Source organism: Pseudomonas sp. RC10-4-2 (assembly GCF_050433085.1).
Classification (GTDB): Bacteria; Pseudomonadota; Gammaproteobacteria; order Pseudomonadales; family Pseudomonadaceae; genus Pseudomonas; species Pseudomonas aeruginosa.
In genome coordinates, this window is sequence record NZ_JBNPXX010000002.1 from 1,067,196 (window position 1) to 1,091,067 (window position 23,872).

Genomic DNA, 23,872 nt, shown 5'->3' on the forward strand with positions numbered 1-23,872 from the left:
CTGTCCGACCATTTCCGAGGGGGGAAGGGTGACGATGATCCAGGCGGGCATTCATGTCGGCGCCGGAGTCGTGCTGGGCGTGGCCGCTGGATGGTGGCTGGGGGATTGGGAACAGTCGTTGCAGGTCAAGGACTCGGTGGCGCGGGTCGATTGCCTGTTGTACGGCGCCCTGCTGGTGGTATTGCTCCGCCACGACGGTTGGTTGCGCCGCCTGGGCCTGCTGGGCCTGGGGCTGTTCTGCGGTTCCCTGCTGGTCTATTCGGTGAATCCGGCAAGCCTGTTCGCTGCGAAAGAGTCCTGGAGCCTTGCGCGGATCTCCATGCGGGCCTTCGGTCCGCTGGTGATGCTGGTCGTGGGGATGGCCTGCGCGCGCCTGGCACACGAGTTGCGCTGACGCAGGCGTTGCGCTCACGCCGGAGTCAGGTGACGCGATTCCTCGCGGTATTCCTTCAACCAGCGCAGCACTTCCACGGCCTCCCAGCGAGAGGGGTCGTACAACGCATAGATCTCGCCCTGGTAGCCGACCACATCGAGCGGCCGGTGGAAGCCGGCGCGCTGGAACAGCGCCTCGATCTCGGCGAAGCAGGTGTTGAAGTGCACGCGGGTGAACGGCGTCTTGCCGTCGGTGACCAGGCCGTCCATCTGCAGTTCGTCCACTGCCTGGCGGATGTCGTCGAGTTCCATCCGGTTCACGCTGCGCTTCAATTGTTCGACGTTCAGCATCTGTCTGTCCTTTCCGTATCCGTTACCGAGCATTCATCGAAGGCTGAGCTGGCTGTACGAATATACAGTTAAATGTGCGATGATGCGAGCGAACGGAGGGCGAGGCGATGCAGTGGAACAGGAGGGGCGGAATGCAAAAAGCCCCGGCGCTATCGCTAGTGCCGGGGCTTTTCGAATGTGGTTGCGGGAGCTGGATTTGAACCAACGACCTTCGGGTTATGAGCCCGACGAGCTACCAGACTGCTCCATCCCGCGTCTGTGTGGGCGCATTCTACGGACTCTCGTCGGGCTGTCAATCGATTTTTCGAAAAAAGTGTTTTTTCTTCAAATGCTTAGCGCTTGCCCAATGTTAGAATTCAGCGCTCCGGGGCAGGCCCGGCGGGGCTTGTAGCGAGATTCCGGTGCGGAAAATCATCCATATAGACTGCGACTGTTTCTACGCCGCCCTCGAGATGCGCGACGACCCCAGCCTGCGCGGCAAGGCGCTGGCGGTTGGCGGTTCGCCGGACAAGCGCGGAGTGGTCGCCACTTGCAGCTACGAGGCGCGAGCCTATGGCGTGCGCTCGGCGATGGCCATGCGCACGGCGCTCAAGCTGTGTCCCGATCTGCTGGTGGTGCGCCCGCGTTTCGATGTCTACCGGGCGGTGTCGAAGCAGATCCATGCGATCTTCCGCGATTATACCGATCTGATCGAGCCGCTTTCGCTGGACGAGGCCTACTTGGACGTCAGCGCTTCGCCCCATTTCGCCGGTAGCGCCACGCGGATTGCCCAGGACATCCGCCGCCGGGTGGCCGAGGAGCTGCACATCACCGTTTCGGCGGGCGTCGCGCCGAACAAGTTCCTGGCCAAGATCGCCAGCGACTGGCGCAAGCCGGACGGGCTGTTCGTGATTACCCCGGAGCAGGTCGACGGGTTCGTCGCCGAGTTGCCGGTGGCCAAGTTGCATGGCGTCGGCAAGGTCACGGCGGAGCGCCTGGCGAGGATGGGCATCCGCACCTGCGCCGACCTGCGCCAGGGCAGCAAGCTGAGCCTGGTGCGCGAGTTCGGCAGCTTCGGCGAACGCCTGTGGGGACTGGCCCATGGTATCGACGAGCGACCGGTGGAAGTCGACAGCCGGCGCCAGTCGGTGAGCGTCGAATGTACCTTCGATCGCGACCTGCCGGACCTGGCGGCTTGCCTGGAGGAACTGCCGACCCTGCTCGAGGAGCTGGACGGACGCCTGCAACGCCTGGATGGCAGTTATCGGCCGGACAAGCCGTTCGTTAAACTGAAGTTTCACGATTTCACCCAGACCACGGTGGAACAGTCCGGCGCCGGGCGCGACCTGGAGAGCTACCGGCAATTGCTCGGCCAGGCCTTTGCCCGTGGCAATCGTCCGGTGCGCCTGATCGGCGTCGGCGTGCGCCTGCTCGACCTGCAGGGCGCCCACGAACAACTCAGGCTGTTCTGATGCTCCTCATGGCGTCAACGAAGTCGCGAGGTTCCGCGGCGACGGCTCTTCCCCTACCGGCAAGGCGCTGAAGCGGCCGAGATCCTGCAGCAGTTCCAGGCGTGCTGCACGGAGTGGGCCGCGTATGGCTTCCTGTTGTTCCACGTCGAGCGGGCGGTCGTCGCCATCGCTCACCGGACCGTGGTGACGGTCCGCGCCACGCAGTGGGAAGCTCACCTTGAAGCCTTCGCCCAGGTAGGCGATGCGCGTGGTATCGGCGCTCACCGCATAGTCGCGATGGTAGTCCGCTGCGAGCAGGTCCTGTCCCAGCGAGTAGTCGCGGGGCGGATTGCGTACGCCCAGCAGCGGCAGGAGCGTTGCGGGCAGGTCGATGTGGCTGGTGATGCCGCGGACGGCACGGGGCGCCTGTCCGGGAATGCTCAGCACGGCGACGGTGCCGGTCTGGTAGCGATTGAACTCGGTATTGTGGCCCCAGCGCGAGCGTTCCATGAACTCTTCCCCATGGTCGCCGAGCACCACTACCGCGGTGTTTTCCAGCAGGTGCTGGTTTTCCAGGTGCTGCAGCAGGCGGCCGATCTGTGTATCGACTTCGCGCACGGCATTCAGGTAGCGGTTCTTGATCAGCGGCATCTGCGCCTGGAAATCGGTGGTCAGGTAGTTGAAGTTGACCAGATAGGGGCGGATTTTCGCGGTCTCGTCGCGGAAGCTGTAGTTGGCGTGGCTCGACTCGAGGAACAGGCAGGCGAAGAACGGCCGGTCGGGTAGTCGGCGATCGACGAAGCGCAGCAGGTCGTCGGTGTTCCGGGCGTCGCGCTGCCAGGCAGGCTCCGGGCTATCCAGCACGTGCAGGTCCTGGGGGCGCAGGTTGACGAACACGCTGCGGTCGAAGGGCGGATAGCTGAAACGTTGCGCGGCATTGATCCGGAACTGGTAGTTCTGCTGCCTGAGTACCTCCATGAGCACCGGCGGTTGGCCGGCCTTCAGCACGGCGTCCCAGTAGCCGCCGTGCAGCCCGTAGAACATGCCGAAGACGCCCATCTGGGTCAGGTTGCCGCTGCTGTAGTGGTTGTCCAGGCGGATCGCCCGGTTGGAGAAGTCCCACAGCCTGGGCATGTAGCGCGGATCGAGCATGTCCCCGCGGAGCGACTCGGCGACGATCCAGACGATGTTCAATGGGTTCGCCGGGGCGCTGATCTCCAGCGGCCGGAGCGGATAGTGCAGGTCGCTCTGCTGCTGGAGCAGCTCGCGCTGGGTGGGCGTCGGCTGGATGCCCAGGCTTCGCGCCAGGCTGCGGACGGTCAATGGCAGGTACAGCGGATAGCGTTCGCTGGCCAGCAGGATCGGCCGGTAGTCGCGCAGGGAGCTGAACGCATAGGCCAGGCGTTCGCCCAGGGCCAGGCAGAGGAAGGCCGCCAACAGGTAGCGCCAGGCGCGCCGAGGGAGCGCGGGAAGGCGTTCGCGGCTGACCTGGCAGGCGCTGTACAGCAGCACCTGCAGACAGAGCAGGGCCAGGGCCGCCAGACTTGCGCTGAGCAGGGTGCCGTCGCCGCTGCCGAGGCTGGAGAGGCCGCCGGGCGAGACCAGCAGGCCGATGCTGAAACCGTTGAGGTGGAATCCGTACAGGTCGTAGAGGGTGCGGTCGGCGTAGAGCAGTATCTGTACCGCCGCGCTGCCGACGATGGCCAGCACGCCTGCCAGCCACGGACTGAGGCGCACGGGAAGGCGATCATGGAAATGCAGGAGCAGTCGGCAGGCGAGGTACACCGGGACTATATAAAGGAAGGCGTAGCTCAGGCTGGCAGCGACGCTCCAGAGCGGCAGCCAGGCGTCGTCGAAGACGATCCCGTCCTGCAGGCGCAGCACCTGCCAGAGCACCACCAGCCACGACAACAGAAAGAAGCGGTTGAGTGTCTCGGTGCTGGGTGGGGCGAACATCAAGCGTCTCCGGGCGAGGATGCGGAAGCCTAGGGACGTGGTGGTCAAGCGGGAATGAAATGGATGTCAAAAAAATGTAAACGGGCGGCGCCGGGTAGCGCCGCTTCAGGCTTCAGTCGTGCTCGGGGACCAGGCGCAGCGGCTTGCCTTCGGCCGGCCACAGGCGCAGCTCGTCGGACGGCGAAATGTCCCAGTGCTGGACGCTCTGCAGCAGGGCCAGGAAGCGCCGTTCCTGCTCCATGATCTCCGCCGCGCACAGGCGGCGGGTGCTGCCGATGGCGCCGAACTGAAGGAGGTCGTCCTGCAGGGTGTAGCTGGCGAACCAGTGGTTGCAGCCGCCATTGCCGAAGGCGCGGCCCTGGCCGTCGAAGGTCAGGCTGATGTGGCTGTAGTCCATCGTCGGTTGTGCCCCGACCCAGTCGACCTGGTAGGCCTGCTCGGTTTCCAGGGTGGTCTCCTGGCTGGCGCAACCGCCCAGGATCAGGGCGGCGGAGGCGAAGAGGGCGAGAGAGGGTTTCATGGCGTTTCCTTTGCGCATTTCGTACGGGCGATAGTTCACAGACCGTCGGTCGGACGGGGCGTTCGCCCTACTGGCATTTCGGGCACAGGTGCTTGCCTTCGCGGCTGCGCCAGCCCAGTTCGTGAATGCGTTCTTCGGCGGCCGGCGCCAGGGCCTTGCGACCGAGACTGGCGTCCACGGCGAACTCGAAGTCGAGACGAGCCTGGCACTGGTCGCAGTCGACCTGCCAGGTATAGATCGCCAGTTCGCGGAATGCCGGGCCGCGGGCGACCGCCAGCCACTGGCCGGGTGGGTTGATCAGGTGGCGAACCTTTTCCACGGTCAGGCGCATGCTCAGGGTCTTGCTGCCCTTGAGGCTGACCAGCAGCACGTCGTCGGCCTTGATCGAGCCGCCGGTGCCGGTGACCTGGTAGCGCCCCGGGGAGAGCGCGCGGCATTCGTTGAGGGTGTATTGCGGGTTGAGCAGGGTGTAACGGAAATCGTGTTCAGCCATGGAGCCTCCAATCAGCCGCGCATGCTACCACGCCATCAGGCCCGGACCCGATTGCGTGGCGTCCCGTCCTGCCAGGCGGCGATGTTGTCCAGGGTGGTGTCGGCGATCGCCGCCAGCGCCTCGCGGGTAAGGAAGGCCTGGTGGGCAGTCACCACCACGTTGGGGAAGCTCAGCAGGCGTGCCAGCACGTCATCCTGCAGGGGCTGGTCGGAGCGATCCTCGAAAAAGATATCCGCTTCCTCTTCATAGACATCGAGGCCGAGGTAGCCCAGTTGTCCGCTCTTCAGCGCCTCGATCAGCGCCGCGGCGTTCACCAGGGCGCCACGGCCGGTATTGATCAGCATCGCGCCGGGTTTCATCGTCGCCAGGCGCTGCGCGTCGATGAGGTGGCGGGTGTCGGCGGTCAGCGGGCAATGCAGGCTGACGATGTCGGACTCGGCGAGCAGGGCGTCGAGCGCCAGGTAGCGGCCGCCGAGTGCTTGGATGCGCGGATTGGGATAGGGATCGTAGGCCAGCAGCTCGCAGCCGAAGCCGGCCATGATGCGGGCGAAGGTCTCGCCGATCTGTCCGGTGCCGATCACTCCGACGCGTTTGCCGTGGAGGTCGAAGCCGGTCAGCCCATGCAGCGAGAAATCGCCCTCGCGGGTCCGGTTGTAGGCGCGGTGCAGGCGCCGGTTGAGCGTCAGGATCAGGCCGACCGCGTGCTCGGCGACAGCGTGCGGCGAATAGGCCGGGACGTGCACCACCGGCAGGCCGAGCGCTTCGGCGGCGGCCAGGTCGACGTGGTTGTAGCCGGCCGAGCGCAGGGCGACCAGGCGCGTGCCGCCGGCGGCCAGGCGTTCCAGTACCGGCCGCGAGAGGTCGTCGTTGACGAAGGCGCAGACTACTTCGAAGCCCTGGGCGAGGACCGCCGTGTCCGCCTGCAGGTGGGCCTGCTGGAAGTGCAGTTCGAAGCCGTGCCGGTGGTTGCTGGCCTGGAAGCTCTCGCTGTCGTAGGCCTGGGTGCTGAAGAACAGGATGCGCATGGTCAGAGTTCGCTGGAGTCGAGGCTGGTGGAGGACAGGTGGGTGGTGGCCGAGGCAGTGTCGGCCAGGGCCTCGATGGCCTTGTCCAGCTCGTCCAGGGCCGCGGCCGCCGCCGGATCGTTCTGCTTGAGCAGGGTTTCGCTGGTCTGGCAGGCCGCGCGCAACTGCGGCACGCCACAGTAGCGGGTGGCGCCATGCAGCCGGTGGACCCTCTCGAGCAAAGCGGTGCGGTCGTCGTTGTCGCGGGCCTGGCGAATCGCCTGGCGGTCCGCCGCCAGCGAGGCCAGCAGCATCGCCAGCATGTCGGCGGCGAGGTCGGCCTTGCCGGCGGCCAGGCGCAGCCCTTCCTCGGGGTCGAGCACGCTCAACTGGCCGAGCTGCGGCGCACGGCTCATGCTGGCCAGCGACTGGCCCAGGCTCAGTCCGGTCCACTTCAGCACTACCTGGGCCAATTGCTGCTCGTCGATCGGCTTGGTCAGGTAGTCGTCCATGCCGGCCTGCAGCAATGCGCGCTTCTCGTTGGAAAGCGCATGTGCGGTGAGCGCGATCACCGGCACCGGGCTGACTTCCCGCTCGGCCTCCCAGCGGCGGATCGCCTCGGTGGCCTGGCGGCCGTCCATGCCGGGCATCTGCACGTCCATGAAGACCAGGTCGAAGCGCTCGCGCTGCACTACCTCGAGGGCCGCGTAGCCGCTGTCCACCGCGGTGACCTGGGCGCCGAGGTCGCTGAGCAGGGTCTGCACCAGCAGCAGGTTGGCCGGGTTGTCGTCGACGCAGAGCAGCCGTGGCGGCCGTCCGGAAACCATGGCGTGGGGCTTGTCGCTGCGCGTCGGGCGGACTTGAAGCAACTCCTGCAGCTTGCGTTGCAGCTTGCGGGTGCAGGCGGGCTTGGCCTCGACCTGTTCGTCGGGCAGGGTCGCGTGGTATTGCGCCTGCTCGGTGGTCGGGCAGAGCACCAGGGTCTTGCAGCCGAGCCGTTCGAATTCCCAGAACGACTGGCTCAGCTCTTCCGGCGGATGGATCGCGGCCGAGACGCCGAGCACCGCCAGGCTGATCGGCAACTGGCCGGGCGGCGGGTTGCGCAGGCTTTCCTGGAGGCTGTCGAGGTCGGCGAATTCGCTCACTTCCAGGCCGAAGTCGGTGAGCTGGTGGTGCAGCGAGCGGCGCGTCAGTTCCTGCGGTTCGAGCAGCGCCACGCGTTGGCCCGCGGCCCAGGAGGCGCCCGGCTCCTCGTTGTCGTCGCGACTTTTCGGCAGACTCAGGCTGATCCAGAACTCGGCGCCTTCCCCAGGCGTACTGTCGACGCCGATCTCGCCGCCCATCTGCTCGATCAGGCGCTTGGAGATCACCAGGCCCAGGCCGGTGCCACCGGCTTGCCGCGACAGTGAGTTGTCGGCCTGGCTGAAGGCCTTGAACAAGGCCTGCTGGTCCTCCTCGGAGAGGCCGATACCGGTGTCCTGTACGCTGATCCGCAGCTGCGCGCGGTCGTCGCTTTCGTCTTCGAGCATGGCGCGCACGGCGACGGTGCCGCCCTGGGTGAACTTGATGGCGTTGCCGACCAGGTTGGTGAGGATCTGCTTCAGCCGCTGCGGGTCGCCCTGCAATTGGATCGGGGTATCCCGGTAGACCAGGCTGACCAGTTCCAGTTGCTTCTCGTGGGCGGCCGGAGCCAGCATGGTCAGGGCGTCCTGGATCAGGTCGCGGAGATTGAAAGGGAGGTTTTCCAGAACCAGCTTGCCGGCCTCGATCTTCGAGAAATCGAGGATCTCGTTGATGATCCCCAGCAGGCTTTCCGCCGATTTCTGGATGGTCGTGAGGTAGTCCTGCTGGCGCGGGCTGAGCTCGCTCTTCTGCAGCAGGTTGGTGAAACCGAGGATGCCGTTGAGCGGGGTGCGGATCTCGTGGCTCATGTTGGCGAGGAACTCGGATTTGATCCTGCTCGCCTCCAGGGCCTCCTTGCGCGCCAGGTCCAGCTCGATGTTCTGGATCTCGATGGTTTCCAGGTTCTGCCGTACGTCCTCGGTGGCCTGGTCGATGTTGTGCTGCATTTCCTCCTGGGCGCTCTGCAGCGTTTCCGCCATGCGGTTGATGCCAGAGGCCAGTTCGTCCAGCTCGTTGCTGCCCATCGGTGGCAGGCGGGTTTCCATGCGGCCTTCCTTGAGCTGGGCGACGCCCTGGCTGATCAGTTCCAGCGGCGCGTTGATCGCGCGGCTCATGCGCAGGGCGAGGAGGGCGGTGACGCCGAGGCCGGCGGCGATCAGCAAGAGGCTGGTGAACAGGCTGCGATATCCGCGCAGCAGAGTCCCGTGGTGCGACAGTTCCAGTTCGACCCAGCCGAGTACGCGCTCGTCGTCAGGCTCGGTGGCGCCGGACAGGCTGTGGTGGCGGCCAAGAACCGGTAGCAGGAAGTGCGTGGTGTCCAGTTCGGTGGACATGCTCAAATGGCTGGCGTCGCCGGCCGGGGCGACGGTGAGCATGCTTGGCCCGGCATGGGCGAGGCGTTCCTGGCGGGCGTCGAGGAAGGTCACCGCGCGCACGTCCGGTTGGTCCAGCGCCTCGTTGGCGATGCGGTTGAGCACGGCGGTATCCTTTCGCGCCAGCGCGGTGGCGGCCAGCGGCGCCAGTTGTTCGGCGATCAGTTGCCCGCGCTCGATCAACTGGGCGCGCATGTCGGACAGCTGGACCCAGGTGAAGTAACCGCCAAGCACCATCGCCAGCAGGCTGGTGGGGAGCAGGGTGAGCAGCAGTACGCGCCCCTTGATGCCGAGATCCTTGAACACACGTCTCTCCGTCGAGCCAGATCGGGATGGCCGACGCTCCCCGGCCATACGTTTACCCCGCGCAGTTTAGCGGGTCGCGGAAGGGGAATCTGCACCGATGTGCGCAGCCCGGCGGATTCGGCTTGCGACGAAGCGGAAAGATCATGAATACTGGCACGATTGCTAATCAATCTTATTTGGCTGCCATGTTCCCATCCCTGACGCCCGACCCCCGACTGCTGGCCATCGAGGACGATCCGACACTGGGTGCACATCTGTTCCAGCACCTCAATGGCAGCGGTTTCGAGGTGACCTGGTGCCGAGACGGGGAAGAGGGGTTGGCGGCTGCGCGCAGCGGCGGCTATGACCTGATCCTGATGGACATCATGCTGCCCGGGCGCGATGGCCTCGAGATTCTTCGCCAACTCCGCCAGGAGCAGGCGCTGCCGGTGATCCTGATGTCAGCCCTGGGCGCCGAGCAGGACCGCATCGCCGGGTTCAGCCAGGGCGCCGACGATTATCTGCCGAAGCCTTTCAGCCTGGCCGAGCTGCGGGTACGCATCGATGCCATCCTGCGTCGGATCGCCCTGGAGCGGGGGGGCGCGCCGGGCCGCTGCGCCGAACCGCTGGCGCGGCCCTCGCTGCAATTCTCTGCCGATGTCTGCGATGTCAGCCTTGGCGAGCGGTTCGCCGGCCTGACGCCGACCGAATACCGCCTGCTGGAAACCTTCCTCGCCGCGGAAGGCGAGACCCTGACCAAGGCCTTCCTTTACCAGCATGTCCTGCACCGCGGTCATACCCAGCATGATCGCAGCCTGGACATGCACGTCAGTCACCTGCGGCGCAAGCTGCAACGCCTCGGTTACGCCGGTCACCAGTTGCATACCGTCTGGGGCAAGGGTTACGTCCTGACACCGGCGCCATGATGCCCAACCGTCATTCGCTGTTCTGGCGCCTGGCCCTGGTGCTGGTGGCGTTCTTCCTGCTATCGGTATGGCTGTCCTGGACCTGGGGACGCAGTGCCGAACTGAAGGGTTACTACCTGTCCGCCGAAGCCCGCTCCGCCTTGGCGGATTATGCGCGGCGAGCCGAACGTGCCTGGCTCGACGATGGCCGCGAGGGCATCGACCGTTGGCTGGCCGAGCCGCGCCAGCGGGCGCTGGACTGGGTGGTCGTGCTCGACGGACGGCTGCAATCGCTGGGCAGTCGTCCGCTCACCACGGAGGAAGCCGAGCGCCTGACTTTCCTGCGGGGCGTCGACTGGCCGATGAGCTCCCGCTCGTTGTCGCGGCCGTTCATCAGCCTGCGCTTCCCCGAACATCCGGAGCAAGGCCGGGTGGTCCTGCGTCTTCCCGCCGAGTTCGTCCCTCCCGGCTTGTCGCCGGCCAAGCGCCTGGTCACCCATGGCCTGGTGCCGGCCGGGCTGGCCCTGCTGCTGGGAGTGTTGCTGTATCGGCGCTGGATAGTGCCGCTGGGACGCCTGCGAGCGCAGGCCAATGCCCTGCGCGGCAACGACCTGACGGCGCGTACGCAGGCAGAGATCAGCCGGCGCAGCGACGAGCTGGGCGATCTGGGGCGGGCGTTCGACCATATGGCCGAGCGACTCGACGAGCACATGGTGTTGCAGCGCCAACTGCTCCGCGATCTCTCCCACGAGCTGCGCACGCCGCTGGCGCGCCTGCAGGTGGCGGCAGAGGGCACGCTGTCCGCGCAGCTCCTGCGCGAGCGCCTGGAGCAGGAGGTACGGGGCATGCAGCAACTGGTGGACAACACCCTGGAGCTGGCCTGGATGGACACCGAACGCCCGGTATTGGCGCTGGAGGACATTTCCATCCCGGCGTTATGGGACCTGCTGGTGGAGAACGCACGCTTCGAAAGCGGCTGGGCCGCCGAGCGGTTCCGCAGCGATCTGCCCGAGGATTGTATCGTGCGTGGCAACCTCAATGCACTTGCCCAGGCCCTGGAGAACCTGCTGCGCAACGCCATCCGGCATTCGCCGGAAGGCGGCGTGATCCGCCTGCATGGTCGGCGCGAAGGAAGTTGCTGGTGGCTTTGCCTGGAAGACCAGGGCGAGGGTGTGGCCGAGCACCAGTTGGAGACCATCTTCCGCCCGTTCACCCGGCTGTCTTCGGCACGTACCGGCAAGGGCTTCGGCCTGGGACTGAGCATTGCCCGTCGCGCCGTGGTGCTCCAGGGCGGCCGCCTATGGGCGGAAGCCGCCGATCCGGGGCTGCGCCTGTGCCTGGTGCTGCCTTCTGCCTAGCGAGGCGCAGGTACCTTTACATTTGGTCTAGATGTAAATGATCTTTACTCTCTTTTGTGAATGATTATCATCCGTGCCGATCTCCTCGGCCGGCCTTGTTCCGGGTCTGCGCCCTGTCCTACCCGTGCCGAGACGTCACCCGCGCAACGCCGGCGACCCAGGCTTCAGAAAAAACGTCAACGTATCCCTCGTGGCTCGCCTGCTACCCGTTTTCCCTCGACAGGAGTAGTCACGCATGTACCCCCAATTCCGTCGCGGCCATCTCGCCGCTGCCGTCCTTTTCGCTTCATCGAGCCTGCTGGGCGGGCAGGCCCTGGCCGAGGACGAGCGCCTGGAAGAACTGGACGAACGCGCCGAATCGGTGGTCCAGCTGGGTGACGAGGTGGTGCTGGGCACCGCCGAACAGGAGCTCAAGCAGGCACCGGGGGTATCCATCATCACCGCCGAGGACATCAGGAAGCGCCCGCCGGTGAACGATCTCTCCGAGATCATCCGCACCATGCCCGGGGTCAACCTCACCGGCAACAGTTCCAGCGGCCAGCGCGGCAACAACCGGCAGATCGACATCCGCGGCATGGGGCCGGAGAACACCCTGATCCTGGTCGACGGCAAACCGGTCAGCTCGCGCAACTCGGTGCGCTACGGCTGGCGCGGCGAACGCGACACCCGCGGCGACAGCAACTGGGTGCCGCCGGAGGAGGTCGAGCGCATCGAGGTCCTCCGTGGGCCCGCGGCGGCACGCTACGGTTCCGGCGCGGCGGGCGGGGTAGTCAACATCATCACCAAGCGCCCGACCGATCGTTTGCGTGGTTCCATGACGGTGTTCACCAACATTCCGGAAAGCTCCAAGGATGGCGCCACGCGCCGCGCCAACTTCAGCCTCAGCGGGCCGCTGACCGAAGCCTTGAGCTTCCGCGCGTACGGCAGCGCGAACAAGACCGATTCGGACGATACCGACATCAACCTCGGACATACCGTCAACCCGAGCCGTACCGTGGCCGGACGCGAAGGGGTACGCAATCGCGATCTCAGCGGGATGCTGTCGTGGCAGGTGACCCCCGACCAGGTCGTCGATTTCGAAGCGGGCTTCAGCCGACAGGGCAACATCTATGCCGGCGATACCCAGAACAACAACGGCACCGCCAATACCCAGGGACTCGCCGACGACGGTGCGGAGACCAACCGCATGTATCGCGAGAACTACGCCATCACCCACAACGGGACCTGGTCGTTCGGTACTTCCAGGTTCGTCGCCCAGTACGACTCCACCCGCAACAACCGTCTGGAGGAGGGGCTGGCCGGTTCCGTCGAGGGGCAGATCGGCGCCGACCGTTCGTTCAGCACCAGCAAGCTGGAGAACTATCGCCTCAGCGGCGAACTCAACCTTCCGTTGCATGCGTTGTTCGAGCAGGTGCTGACGGTGGGCGCGGAGTGGAACAAGGAAACCCTCAACGACCCGTCCTCGCTCAAGCAGGGCTTCGTGGGAAGCGATAGCTTGCCGGGGACCCCCGCGGCCGGCTCGCGAAGCCCGAAAAGCAAGGCGGAGATCCGCGCGCTGTACGTGGAAGACAATATCGAACTGCGCCCCGGCACCATGCTCACCCCCGGGCTGCGCCTGGACGATCACAGCGACTTCGGCCTGAACTGGAGCCCGAGCCTGAACGCTTCCCAGACGCTCGGCGAATACTTCACGGTCAAGGCCGGTATCGCACGGGCCTTCAAGGCGCCCAACCTGTACCAGAGCAACCCGAACTACCTGCTCTATACCCGTGGCAACGGTTGCCCGATCCAGACCAGCAGCGGCGGCTGCTACCTGGTCGGCAACGAGAACCTGGACGCCGAGACCAGCGTAAACAAGGAACTGGGCATCGAGTTCCGGCGCGATGGCTGGGTCGCCGGGCTCACCTACTTCCGCAACGACTACAAGAACAAGATCGTCGCGCCGCTGGATGTCATGGGACAGACCGGGACCGGTAACAACATCCTGCAATGGAGCAACGCGAAGAAAGCAGTGGTCGAGGGCCTGGAAGGCAACCTGCTGGTCCCCCTGCACGAGGACCTGAGCTGGAGCACCAACCTGACCTATATGCTGCAATCCAAGGACAAGGACACCGGCAACCCGCTTTCGGTGATCCCCGAGTACACCCTGAACTCGACCCTGGACTGGCAGGCCAGCGAGCGTCTTTCCACCCAACTGACCAGCACCATCTACGGCCGCCAGGAGCCGCCGAAGCATGGCACCAGCCGCAACACGCCGGTGGTCTCGCGAAAAGAGGTGGGTACCTATGGCATCTGGGGCGTCAGCGCCGGCTACACCTTCAGCGAGAACCTGAGCGTACGGGGCGGGGTAAGCAACCTCTTCGACAAGCGCCTGTACCGCCAGGGCAACTCCTTCGACGCCGGCGCGGCAACCTACAACGAGCCGGGTCGCGCCTACTACGTTTCGATGACCACCTCGTTCTGATCGCCGCGGCCAACGCGCTTTCACCGGCAGGCGCAACGCCTGTCGGACCTTTCTTTGGCGTTGGTCAGGCATCGGCTGTCCAACGCCAGGTTTTCTCTTCGGACGCCTCTGGTCATCGCATCGCATGCCGTTTCGGGCGGTCTTTCGGCTGAATCGGCATGCATGACCGGATATTGCGGTGCTAGGGTCCGGCCCCAGTTTCCCGGTATCATGCTCAGCCTTTACCGTCAGTGCCGAACGAGTGCCTCCATGACCGTGCAGTACCCGACTATCGCCGACTGCGTTGGCAATACCCCTCTGGTGCGTCTGCAGCGCCTTCCCGGGGAAACCTCCAATACCCTGCTGGTGAAGCTCGAAGGCAACAACCCGGCGGGATCGGTGAAGGACCGCCCGGCCCTGTCGATGATCACCCGTGCCGAACTGCGCGGCGACATCCGCCCCGGCGATACGCTGATCGAGGCTACTTCCGGCAACACCGGCATCGCCCTGGCCATGGCGGCGGCGATCAAGGGTTACAAGATGATCCTGATCATGCCGGACAACTCCACGGCCGAACGCAAGGCGGCGATGACCGCCTATGGCGCCGAGCTCATTCTGGTCAGCAAGGAAGAGGGCATGGAGGGCGCGCGCGATCTGGCCGACAAGCTGCAGCGCGAAGGCCGCGGCAAGGTCCTCGACCAGTTCGCCAATGGCGACAACCCGGAAGCCCATTACCACAGCACCGGCCCGGAAATCTGGCAGCAGACCGGCGGCAGCATCACCCATTTCGTCAGCTCCATGGGCACCACCGGGACCATCATGGGCGTCTCGCGCTACCTCAAGGAGCAGAACCCGGCGGTGCAGATCGTCGGCCTGCAACCCATGGAGGGCTCGGCCATCCCGGGAATCCGACGCTGGCCGCAGGAATACCTGCCGAAGATCTATGACGCCAGTCGCGTCGACCGGGTCGTCGACATGCACCAGGACGAAGCCGAGGACATCATGCGCCGGCTGGCCCGCGAGGAAGGCATCTTCTGCGGCGTGTCCTCCGGCGGGGCGGTGGCGGCGATGCTGCGCCTGTCCCGCGAACTGGAGAATGCCGTGCTGGTGGCGATCATCTGCGACCGCGGCGACCGCTACCTGTCTTCCGGCGTCTATGACCCGCGCTGAGCATGTCCATGGCCAGAAATAAGGGCGGGCTGCGCTTCCAGCCCAGCGGTGGTGCGCGCGGTCCCGCGATACCGGTAGGCAAGAAGCAGCGCCTGACCATCGAGCGCCTGGCCCATGACGGCCGAGGTATCGCCCACGAGGCGGGGATGACCTGGTTCGTCAGCGGCGGGCTGCCTGGGGAGGAACTTGAGGCACGGGTGCTGGGCGCGCGAAGCAAGGTGGTCGACGCGCGCAGCGAGCGCCTGTTCAGCAGTAGCGACCTGCGTCGCCGCGAGCCCTGCACTGTAGCGGGTCGCTGCGGCGGCTGCACCCTGCAGCACCTGGAACACGGCGAGCAGTTGGCCCTGAAGCAGCGTACCTTGCAGGAGCAGTTGCAGCGTTTCGCCGGGATCGAGCCGGAAGAATGGGCCGCCCCCCTGGTCGGGCCCGAATTCGGCTATCGGCGCCGCGCTCGGATCGCCGTGCGCTGGGATGCCAGGGCGCGGCGTCTGGATGTCGGCTTCCGTGCCGCGGCCAGCCAGGAGATCGTCGCCTTCGATGAGTGCCTGGTCCTGGTGCCGCCTTTGCAAACGATTGCCCGTGCCCTGCCTGCTCTTCTGCAGGACTTCCGCAAGCCGGAAAGCATCGGCCACGTGGAACTCTTCCATGGCACGGCCAGTGCATTGCTGTTGCGGCATACGACTGCCCTGGTCGACGAGGATCGCCAGCGCCTGGCCGCTTTCTGTTCCGCACACCAGGCCCAGCTCTGGCTGCAAGGTGCGGAACAGCCCTTGCCGGTGGAGCCGGCCGCCGAACTGGGCTACTCCTTGGGTGACTGGCAACTGACTCTGGCGTACCGACCCGGAGACTTCGTCCAGGTCAATGCGCCGGTGAACGAGTCGATGATCCGCCAGGCCCTTGACTGGCTGGCACCGACCGCCGACGAGCGGGTCCTCGACCTGTTCTGCGGGCTGGGCAATTTCTCCCTGCCGCTGGCGCGCCGGGTGGCGCGGGTAGTCGGGGTGGAGGGCGTGGCGGCGATGGTCGAGCGGGCAGGCGCCAACGCGCTGGCCAATGGCCTTGGCAACGCGCACTTTTTCCAGGCCGACCTGTCCAAAGCGCTTGCCGAAGCGCCCTGGGCGGAGCAAGGTTTTACCGCTGTGCTGCTCGATCCGCCGCGCGACGGCGCGTTCGAGGCGGTACGCGAAATGAGTTCTCTGGGTGCCCGGAGGGTAGTCTATGTATCCTGCAATCCGGCGACCCTGGCGCGCGATGCTGGCGAAATGGCCAGGCAGGGCTATCGTCTGAAGCGCGCCGGAATCCTCGATATGTTTCCGCAGACCGCACATGTCGAGGCCATGGCTTTGTTCGAGGCAGGCTAGGATGCCTGCGTAATCCGACCAGCCCGTTCGAAGGCTGGCGCAGTCATCGGTGGGCTACGCGCACCGTGGTAAAGGGTAGGCAAGATGGTACAGGTGAGAGCGCACCAGCCGGTCAACACCGACGGCAGTATCAACCTCGAGGCCTGGCTGGACCACGTCCAGAACCTCGTCCCCGGGCTCGATCGTCAGGGCTTGCTGGAGGCTTGCGAGTTCGCTCGCGAATCCGAGCAGCGAGCGATCGCCGCACAGAACTCCTGGGCGGAAGGCACGTCCAGCTTCCAGACCGGACTGGAAATCGCCGAGATCCTCGCGGACCTCAAGCTGGATCAGGAGTCCCTGGTCGCCGCGGTCATCTATCGAGGCGTGCGGGAAGGCAAGATCACCCTGGAAGCGGTCAACAAGCATTTCGGGCCGGTGGTGGCCAAGCTGATCGAGGGCGTGCTGCGCATGGCCGCGATCAGCGCCAGCCTCAATCCGCGCCATTCCATGGTGCTGGGTACCCAGGCGCAGGTGGAGAACCTGCGCAAGATGCTGGTGGCGATGGTCGACGACGTTCGCGTCGCCCTGATCAAGCTGGCCGAGCGCACCTGCGCCATTCGCGCGGTGAAGAACGCCGACGAGGAAAAGCGCCACCGCGTCGCCCGGGAAGTCTTCGATATCTACGCGCCGCTGGCCCACCGCCTGGGCATCGGGCATATCAAGTGGGAGCTGGAGGACCTGTCCTTCCGTTACCTCGAGCCCGACCAGTACAAGCAGATCGCCAAGCTGCTGCACGAGCGCCGGCTGGATCGCGAGCAGTACATCGCCAACGTGATGAGCCAGTTGAAGGAAGCTCTCGCGGCCACCGGCGTACAGGCCGATCTCAGCGGACGGGCGAAACACATCTATTCGATCTGGCGCAAGATGCAGCGCAAGGGCCTGGACTTCAGCCAGATCTACGACGTTCGCGCCGTGCGCGTGCTCGTTCCGGAGATGCGCGACTGCTACACCGCGCTGGGCATCGTGCATACCCTCTGGCGGCACATTCCCAAGGAGTTCGACGACTACATCGCCAACCCCAAGGAAAACGGCTATCGCTCGCTGCATACCGCAGTGATTGGCCCCGAGGGGAAGGTGCTGGAAGTACAGATCCGTACCCACTCCATGCACGAAGAGGCGGAGCTCGGAGTCTGCGCGCACTGGCGCTACAAGGGGACCGACGTCAAGGCCAGCTCCAACCATTACGAGGAAAAGATCTCCTGGCTGCGCCAGGTGCTCGAATGGCACGAGGAACTGGGCGACATCGGTGGCCTGGCGGAGCAACTGCGGGTCGATATCGAGCCGGACAGGGTCTACGTCTTCACTCCCGACGGCCATGCCATCGACCTGCCCAAGGGCGCGACCCCGCTGGATTTCGCCTATCGGGTCCACACTGAAGTCGGGCACAACTGCCGCGGGGCGAAGATCAACGGACGCATCGTGCCGCTGAACTACAGCCTGCAGACCGGCGAGCAGGTCGAGATCATCACCGGCAAGCACAGCGGTCCGAGCCGCGACTGGCTGAACAGCAACCTGGGCTACGTCACCACCTCCCGGGCGCGGGCGAAGATCGTCCACTGGTTCAAGCTGCAGGCGCGGGACCAGAACGTCGCTGCCGGCAAGGCCCTGATCGAACGCGAGCTGTCGCGCCTGGCGCTGCCGCCGGTGGATTTCGACCGGCTGGCGGAGAAGGCCAACGTGCGTACCGCCGAGGATATGTTCGCCGCTCTCGGCGCCGGCGACCTGCGCTTGGCGCACCTGGTCAACTATGCCCAGCAACTGGTCGAGCCGGACCGCGACAGCGAGCAACTCGAACTGATCCCGCGCAAGCCGAGCAAGATCGGCCACGGCAAGCGCGGCGACGTGCAGATCCAGGGTGTCGGCAATCTCCTGACGCAGATGGCCGGCTGCTGCCAGCCGCTGCCGGGAGATCCCATCGTCGGCTACATCACGCTGGGCCGTGGGGTCACCATCCACCGCCAGGATTGCGCCACCGCGCTGCAACTGGCGGGACGCGAACCGGAGCGGATGATCCAGGTCAGCTGGGGGCCGGAGCCGGTTCGCACCTATCCGGTGGATATCGCGATCCGTGCCTATGATCGTTCCGGCCTGTTGCGCGACGTGTCCCAGGTGCTGCTCAATGAGCGGATCAACGTTCTGGCGGTGAATACCCGTTCGAACAAGGAAGACAACACCGCGACCATGCAACTGACCATCGAGATTCCCGGTCTGGACGCTCTTGGACGCCTGCTGGCGCGCGTTTCGCAACTGCCCAACATCATCGAGGCGCGGCGCAACCGTACGCCTTGAGGCGAGGCGGAAACAGGCAACGGGCGCTCGCAGGCTGCCCGTGGCCTTTTCGTTTCCGGAAAGGGCAGAATGCCCGGACCGTTCACTGAAGACCCGAGATACCCATGTACCGACTCGACGACCTGCTCCACCTCATGGCGCGCCTGCGCGATCCCGAATTCGGCTGCCCCTGGGATCTCCAGCAGAGCTACGCGACCATCGTCCCGCACACCCTGGAAGAAGCCTACGAAGTAGCGGACGCCATAGAGCAGGGGGACTTCCCGCAATTGCGCGAGGAACTGGGCGACCTGCTGTTCCAGGTGGTCTATTACAGCCAGTTGGCTCGCGAAGAGGATCGCTTCGCTTTCGACGAGGTGGTGGACGGCATCACCCGCAAGCTGATCCGTCGGCATCCCCACGTATTCCTCGATGGCGATCTCTATGGCAAGCCCGATGCGGCGAAGCTCGCCGAAGCGGCGGTCAAGCAGCGCTGGGAAGAACTGAAGGCCGAGGAGCGTGCCGCCAAGGCCAAGGAGCCGCAGCAGTTGTCGCTGCTGGATGACGTTCCTGTCGCCCTGCCGGCGTTGTCACGGGCGGCGAAGTTGCAGAAGCGCGCGGCGCAGGTCGGCTTCGACTGGCCGGAAGCGCTGCCGGTGGTGGACAAGGTTCGCGAGGAGCTGGACGAAGTCCTCGAGGCGATGGCAGAGGGTGACGAGGGTGCCGTGAGCGAGGAGGTTGGCGACCTGCTGTTCGTCGTGGTCAACCTGGCCCGGCATCTCAAGGTCGATCCGGAGGCTGCTCTGCGCCAGGCCAACGGCAAGTTCGAGCGGCGATTCCGGTTCATCGAGCGGAACCTGCGCGAAGCCGGCCGGAAAGCCGAAGAGTGTTCGCTGGAGGAACTGGACAGCCTCTGGGGCGAGGCTAAGAAAGCGGAGAGGAGCGCGCCCGGCTGTTAATGGGAAAATTACCGTGGCAGCCGGGCTGCCACGGCATCTGAATCAGCCGAAGATCCAACGATAGAGGATGACCAGCAGGATCACCGCCAGCACCGGGCGGAGGATTCGGTAGGCCTTCGGGTAGGCGCGTTTGAAGCGCTTCACCTGGGCGCCGATGGCATTGCCGCCGCGAATGGCGACCGAGTAGGCCTGGTTGATGCTGCCGACGCGTTCGCCTTCGACGTTCTGCGGTGCGGTCGCACGCCCGAGAATGCCGCTGATCCAGCGATTGAGGCGGGTCAGCAGGCGGGAGCGGAGCGGCCGCTCGATATCGCAGAAGAGAATCACCCGGGTCTGCTCGGTCTCGTTCTTCACCCAGTGGACGAAGGTTTCGTCGAACATCACGTCTTCGCCATCACGCCACGCGTAGGGCTGGCCGTCGACGTAGATGCGGCAGTTGTCCGAATTCGGCGTGGACAGGCCGAGGTGATAGCGCAGCGAGCCGCCGAAGGGGTCGCGGTGCGGATTCAGGTGGCTGCCGCCGGGAAGCAGGGTGAACATCGCGCCCTTGACGTTGGGGATGCGGCTCACCAGCTCTACGGTCTTCGGGCAGAGCTGCTGGGCGGAGGGCAGCGGGCCGTCGTACCAGGTCAGGTAGAAGCGCTTCCAGCCTTTCTTGAAGAACGAGCCGAAGCCGGCTTCGTTATTGTTCAGGGCAGCCCGGATATAACCCTCGTCGAACAGGTTGAGGGCTTCTTCGCGGATGGTTTGCCAATTGTTCTTCAGTTCGTCCAGCTCCGGAAAACGGCTGCGATCCAGATAGGGCTTCGAGGGAACGCTGGAGAACAGGTACATCAGCGAGTTGTAGGGGGCGAACCAGGCGGAGTGGTTGACCAGTTGGCGCAGGAAGGGCAAGCGCGCGCGCCCACGGAAATGGACGAACAGGACGCTGGCGACGAACAGGCCCACCAGAGTGACTTTTACCAGGAGAGAAACGCTCATGCCTTGCTTTCCATGCCTTCGATATCAGGGGCCGGGAGGAGTGCCTGCGGGTGCTCGGGACGGTAGGGAGGGGTCTCCAGGGCATGCGTGGCAGTTTGCGAGCCGCCGAGACTTGCGTTGAGGCGGCTGAGGCTGGAGGATTATACCCCCTGCGAGGGCCGGCTGAACCCCAGTCGGCTGGAAGATTATGCCGCACCCCACCGGGCGTGCCACGCGAGCGAGTCGTTGACGAATGAGCATGTCATTGCGTGACCAGTTGCTGAAAGCCGGGCTGGTCAATGAGAAACAGGCCAAGCAGGCCACCAAGCAGAAACAGAAACAGCAGCGTCTGGAGCACAAGAACCAGGTCGACAAGGACGACTCCCAGCGCCAGGCGGCGGAGCAGGCCAAGGCGGAAAAGCTGGCGCGCGACCAGGAATTGAACCGCCAGCAGCAGGAAAAAGCCGAGAAGAAGGCCAAGGCCGCGCAGATCAAGCAACTTATCGAAGGGACGCGCCTGCCCAAGCTGGAAAGCGACGACTACTACAATTTCGTCGACGCCAAGAAGGTCAAGCGGATCGCGGTCAACGACCTGATCCGCGACAAGCTGAGCCGAGGCAGCCTGGCTATCGTCAGCTATGACGGACGCTACGAGATCGTGCCCCGGGATGCGGCGGTGAAGATCCAGGAGCGCGATCCGCGGCGGGTGGTGCTGCTCAACATACAGAGCCAGGAGCCGGACGAAGACGATCCCTACAAGGACTATGTGGTGCCCGACGATCTCATGTGGTGAGGTCCGCATCCGGAGTGTCGCTTGACCGGTACGGATGCCGGTCAACTACCAATTCTGGAATGCGAAGCAGTTCTAAAATAACTACCGATGATTTCGTTTCGATAGCATAATGCTTTTCCTCAGAAATCTCCTACGGTTGCCTTTGCGTGCATCTGTGGGCTAGCCGCCTATCGAAAAGGACGTTGGTATGCCTTCCTCACAGCTTCCGGGGGCTTCGCCCTCGGAGATTGATCTCGTTCAGCTGTTCCAGCAATTGTGGGCGTCGAAATGGCTGATAGCGCTGATCGCGGCCTTGGCGACCGCCGCTGCGCTCGCCTATGCGCTGTTGGCCGTTCCGACCTACCAGGTGGATGTCCTGTTGCGGCCGATCCAGACCAAGGCCCTGGAGGCTGTCAATGTCAAGGGGCTGTATGCCCTGACTCCGCGGGAAGCGCTGGATCGCGTCGGCAACGAGCTGGCAGCCTACTCCGGCAGGGTGGAGTATTTCGAAGCCCATCCAGAGCTATTCCAGCAATTGAACGCCGAGGGCCTGTCCCCCGAGCAGGCTTTCTGGAAGTTCAACCAGGATGCCTTCAGCATGCAGCAGGCGGACTTGAAGAAGGACCCCCAGGCGGCGCCTTTCTTCCGCTTGTCCATGCAGTATCCCCAAGGCATGGATGGTGCCGCCATTCTCAACGGCATGCTCGCGTCGACCATCGAGAACGAGCGCCAGCGAATCCTGGACGACCTCCAGGCACGTATCGACGGTCGCCTGCAATTCCTCGAGCAGGATATCGAAGGCAAGCGTGCCAGTTACCAGGCTACCAAGGAGGGCAAGATCGCCCGGTTGCTGGAAGCGGACAGCATCCGGCGGGCCGGCCTGGAGGATGAGCTCAAGGCGTTGCGCGGGCGGCTGAAGATGGTGCGCGATTCGCGTATCCAGCAGCTCAACGAGGCTATCCAGATCGCCACCCGGCTGGGGATAGTCAAGCCGACGACCCCGGGCGCACTGGGAGAGGTCGGGCAGGATGGCTCGCGCAGCGTTTTCCGCACCGAGGTGAATAACCAGCAGATACCCCTGTATTTCATGGGTGTCGATGCCTTGACCGCCGAGCGCGATACCTTGCTCAAACGCAAGGGCGATGACTTCACCGAGCCCCGCGTGGCGAAGATCCAGCAGGAGCTGAAGCAGCTGGAGAACAACCGTGAAGTGCAATACCTGCAGGCTCGAAAGGGCGAGGAGCGTTTCTTCGAAAACATCGACAAGCTGCGTGGAGAGCAGGCGCGCCTCAAGACTCTGAAGGCGAGCGAGCTGAAGATCGAACTGGTGCGGATCGACCAGAAGGCTTCGACCCCTCTGAAACCGATCAAGCCGCGCAAGGCCTTGGTGGTGGCCTTGGGTCTCCTGGGCGGGTTGGTGTTCGGCGTGCTGGTGGCTCTGGTTCGGGCAATGTTGCGTGCCCCTCGGCAACGGGTACAGGAAGATAGCCTGCCGCCGGGAGTCGTCAGTCTCGACCGGAGCCTTTCGGGGACCTGAGACCAAAGGTGCGCCCCCGAAGTACGCGGGGGCGCATGGTTCAGGCCGATTTACCTATCTGTCGCAGTTCTTCTTCTTTCTCCAGCTTGATCCGATAGGCGTGGGCGTCATCCTCGTTATGGAAGACGCCAACCAGCAGTCCCTGCTGATGCACGTCCCAGCAGCGGCGGCCAAGCGCACGCAGCTCGCGGGATTTGTGGTCATCGTCACGCTCGGTCACTGTCACACTCATCTTTTCTGCTCCAGGGTTGATCTGCATCAAGGCAAATCCAGCCTATTTCAATAGCAGGCTAATCAAATAGCCCTGGAATTGAGAAAAACCTTTTCAGTTTCCAAGGTGTGAAGGTGGCATGCCGGATGCTCTGGAACAGGCCTCTTCCCTCAGGCGTATGCGGCCGAACAAGGCCGCTTCCGTGAGGGCGGTAATCGCCAACAGGCGATCCAGGCGCAGCAGCAGAGTCGCTCCTTCGACGGCCACCTCAAGGTATTCCTCCTTGCCGCCGCCTGGCCGAACGGCCCGGGTATGCGTCGTGCGCGCCTCGGCTTCGAAGCGAACACCGTCCTCGAGTTCGAGGAGCAACCGGTAGCGGTAGAGGCAGGCGATCTCCAGGTAGTCATGGAGATCGCAGGCGATCGGGTGGTAGCTGTCCATTGGCCTCAACAGCCTTCCAGGGGAAGGATGTAATGGCCATGGAGCCGAATGGCTTCGGCAACCTCTGCTGTCGCAATCTCGCTATGGCAGTAGCTGCAATGCCCCTGGCTGATATCGGCCTCGTCTATGCCTCTTCCGGCGAGCCAGCGTCGAGCGAACTCGCCGGCGCGAGCCCCCAGTTCCTCCGTGACCAGGACATCGAAGTGCAGGTAGCGGCCGTCGCGGGTTCGCACATGGGTGTCGAAGATCTTCACCTCCATGGCCGTTCTCCTTATTTCAGATCGCTGAGCGCCGCACCGAAGTTAAGGTGCAGTACCTGTCCGTCGACAACCAGGGCAGGAACCGACTTGACCCCGGCCTTTTCCGCCTCGGCGATGCGTGCCGATTGTTCGGCGAGATGGACCACTTCGATGTCCACCTGCTTGCGATCGAGCAATGGCAGCAAGGAACGTTCGGCTTCGACACAGATTGCGCAGGCGGCGTGGTAGTAGATGGCTTTGGTCATGCTGATTCTCCTGTAGGAATTTAGTATCGATACGATACGT

22 protein-coding genes and 1 tRNA gene are annotated in these 23,872 nt (G+C 64.6%); 11 read left to right on the forward strand and 12 right to left on the reverse strand.

The genetic code is table 11. The annotated features are described in order from the left end of the window. The first annotated feature begins 34 nt into the window (after positions 1-34). Positions 35-394, forward strand: coding sequence for a hypothetical protein (locus tag FHW81_RS12865; protein WP_003104747.1), 360 nt, complete (start codon positions 35-37; stop codon positions 392-394). 14 nt (positions 395-408) lie between these two features. On the opposite strand, the gene FHW81_RS12870 is transcribed toward FHW81_RS12865, so the two are convergent. After that, positions 409-723: a hypothetical protein gene (locus FHW81_RS12870; RefSeq protein ID WP_003086015.1), complete on the reverse strand. Its 315-nt coding sequence runs from the start codon at positions 721-723 to the stop codon at positions 409-411. A gap of 178 nt (positions 724-901) precedes the next feature. Beyond that, a tRNA-Met gene (locus FHW81_RS12875) sits at positions 902-978 on the reverse strand. 146 nt (positions 979-1,124) lie between these two features. Between FHW81_RS12875 and dinB the strand changes: the two genes are divergently transcribed. Then, complete coding sequence (gene dinB, locus FHW81_RS12880; protein ID WP_003086018.1) at positions 1,125-2,174, forward strand: DNA polymerase IV; 1,050 nt, start codon at positions 1,125-1,127, stop codon at positions 2,172-2,174. 6 nt (positions 2,175-2,180) lie between these two features. On the opposite strand, the gene FHW81_RS12885 is transcribed toward dinB, so the two are convergent. From FHW81_RS12885 to gacS, 5 genes are all read right to left on the reverse strand, one after another. Next, complete coding sequence (locus tag FHW81_RS12885; RefSeq protein ID WP_003145585.1) at positions 2,181-4,109, reverse strand: sulfatase-like hydrolase/transferase; 1,929 nt, start codon at positions 4,107-4,109, stop codon at positions 2,181-2,183. A gap of 112 nt (positions 4,110-4,221) precedes the next feature. Next, on the reverse strand, positions 4,222-4,629 hold the full coding sequence (locus tag FHW81_RS12890; protein WP_003112593.1) for an META domain-containing protein: 408 nt from the start codon (positions 4,627-4,629) through the stop codon (positions 4,222-4,224). Between the two features lie 67 nt (positions 4,630-4,696). Next, entirely contained in the window at positions 4,697-5,122 is a 426-nt protein-coding gene (locus FHW81_RS12895; RefSeq protein ID WP_171893899.1) for a hypothetical protein, read from the reverse strand. Between the two features lie 35 nt (positions 5,123-5,157). Next, on the reverse strand, positions 5,158-6,147 hold the full coding sequence (locus tag FHW81_RS12900; protein ID WP_003086027.1) for a 2-hydroxyacid dehydrogenase: 990 nt from the start codon (positions 6,145-6,147) through the stop codon (positions 5,158-5,160). A 2-nt stretch (positions 6,148-6,149) separates the two neighbouring features. Continuing rightward, positions 6,150-8,927: a two-component system sensor histidine kinase GacS gene (gacS, locus tag FHW81_RS12905; RefSeq protein WP_003102426.1), complete on the reverse strand. Its 2,778-nt coding sequence runs from the start codon at positions 8,925-8,927 to the stop codon at positions 6,150-6,152. A 185-nt stretch (positions 8,928-9,112) separates the two neighbouring features. On the opposite strand from gacS, the gene pirR reads away from it, so the two are divergent. The 7 genes from pirR (at position 9,113) to mazG (ending at position 19,406) form a co-directional block, all read left to right on the forward strand. Next, positions 9,113-9,832, forward strand: coding sequence for a response regulator transcription factor PirR (pirR, locus tag FHW81_RS12910; RefSeq protein ID WP_003102425.1), 720 nt, complete (start codon positions 9,113-9,115; stop codon positions 9,830-9,832). Continuing rightward, the gene (pirS, locus tag FHW81_RS12915) at positions 9,832-11,169 is read left to right on the forward strand and encodes a sensor histidine kinase PirS (RefSeq protein WP_077143912.1); all 1,338 of its coding nucleotides are present in this window, start codon (positions 9,832-9,834) and stop codon (positions 11,167-11,169) included. Before pirR ends, pirS begins: the two co-directional genes overlap by 1 nt. Before the next feature lie 235 nt (positions 11,170-11,404). After that, positions 11,405-13,633 (forward strand): TonB-dependent siderophore receptor PirA, encoded by a 2,229-nt coding sequence (gene pirA, locus FHW81_RS12920; RefSeq protein WP_003117107.1) that lies wholly within the window; start codon positions 11,405-11,407, stop codon positions 13,631-13,633. Positions 13,634-13,882: 249 nt separating this feature from the next. Continuing rightward, positions 13,883-14,782 (forward strand): cysteine synthase B, encoded by a 900-nt coding sequence (gene cysM / locus FHW81_RS12925; RefSeq protein WP_003102419.1) that lies wholly within the window; start codon positions 13,883-13,885, stop codon positions 14,780-14,782. 8 nt (positions 14,783-14,790) lie between these two features. Continuing rightward, positions 14,791-16,143: a 23S rRNA (uracil(1939)-C(5))-methyltransferase RlmD gene (rlmD, locus tag FHW81_RS12930; RefSeq protein ID WP_009315336.1), complete on the forward strand. Its 1,353-nt coding sequence runs from the start codon at positions 14,791-14,793 to the stop codon at positions 16,141-16,143. An 84-nt stretch (positions 16,144-16,227) separates the two neighbouring features. After that, entirely contained in the window at positions 16,228-18,471 is a 2,244-nt protein-coding gene (gene relA / locus FHW81_RS12935; protein ID WP_003086042.1) for a GTP diphosphokinase, read from the forward strand. A 104-nt stretch (positions 18,472-18,575) separates the two neighbouring features. Continuing rightward, the gene (mazG, locus tag FHW81_RS12940) at positions 18,576-19,406 is read left to right on the forward strand and encodes a nucleoside triphosphate pyrophosphohydrolase (protein ID WP_003163153.1); all 831 of its coding nucleotides are present in this window, start codon (positions 18,576-18,578) and stop codon (positions 19,404-19,406) included. A 42-nt stretch (positions 19,407-19,448) separates the two neighbouring features. On the opposite strand, the gene lpxO2 is transcribed toward mazG, so the two are convergent. Then, positions 19,449-20,387 carry a lipid A hydroxylase LpxO2 gene (lpxO2, locus tag FHW81_RS12945; protein WP_003086047.1) on the reverse strand — a complete coding sequence of 313 codons (939 nt, stop codon included), beginning with the start codon at positions 20,385-20,387 and terminating at the stop codon, positions 19,449-19,451. A gap of 232 nt (positions 20,388-20,619) precedes the next feature. On the opposite strand from lpxO2, the gene FHW81_RS12950 reads away from it, so the two are divergent. Both FHW81_RS12950 and FHW81_RS12955 read left to right on the forward strand, forming a co-directional pair. Further along, positions 20,620-21,159 (forward strand): DUF2058 domain-containing protein, encoded by a 540-nt coding sequence (locus FHW81_RS12950; RefSeq protein ID WP_004364066.1) that lies wholly within the window; start codon positions 20,620-20,622, stop codon positions 21,157-21,159. A gap of 187 nt (positions 21,160-21,346) precedes the next feature. Then, entirely contained in the window at positions 21,347-22,675 is a 1,329-nt protein-coding gene (locus FHW81_RS12955) for a Wzz/FepE/Etk N-terminal domain-containing protein (RefSeq protein WP_029610445.1), read from the forward strand. 40 nt (positions 22,676-22,715) lie between these two features. On the opposite strand, the gene FHW81_RS12960 is transcribed toward FHW81_RS12955, so the two are convergent. The 4 genes from FHW81_RS12960 to FHW81_RS12975 all read right to left on the reverse strand — a co-directional run bounded on the left by FHW81_RS12960 (position 22,716) and on the right by FHW81_RS12975 (position 23,832). Beyond that, positions 22,716-22,907, reverse strand: a complete 192-nt coding sequence (locus FHW81_RS12960) for a hypothetical protein (protein WP_003454532.1) — start codon at positions 22,905-22,907, stop codon at positions 22,716-22,718. Between the two features lie 93 nt (positions 22,908-23,000). Continuing rightward, complete coding sequence (locus FHW81_RS12965; RefSeq protein ID WP_003086055.1) at positions 23,001-23,327, reverse strand: Rho-binding antiterminator; 327 nt, start codon at positions 23,325-23,327, stop codon at positions 23,001-23,003. 5 nt (positions 23,328-23,332) lie between these two features. Further along, the gene (locus tag FHW81_RS12970) at positions 23,333-23,587 is read right to left on the reverse strand and encodes a DUF2024 family protein (RefSeq protein ID WP_003086057.1); all 255 of its coding nucleotides are present in this window, start codon (positions 23,585-23,587) and stop codon (positions 23,333-23,335) included. Between the two features lie 11 nt (positions 23,588-23,598). Then, complete coding sequence (locus FHW81_RS12975) at positions 23,599-23,832, reverse strand: glutaredoxin family protein (protein WP_121412808.1); 234 nt, start codon at positions 23,830-23,832, stop codon at positions 23,599-23,601. Positions 23,833-23,872 lie beyond the last annotated feature (40 nt).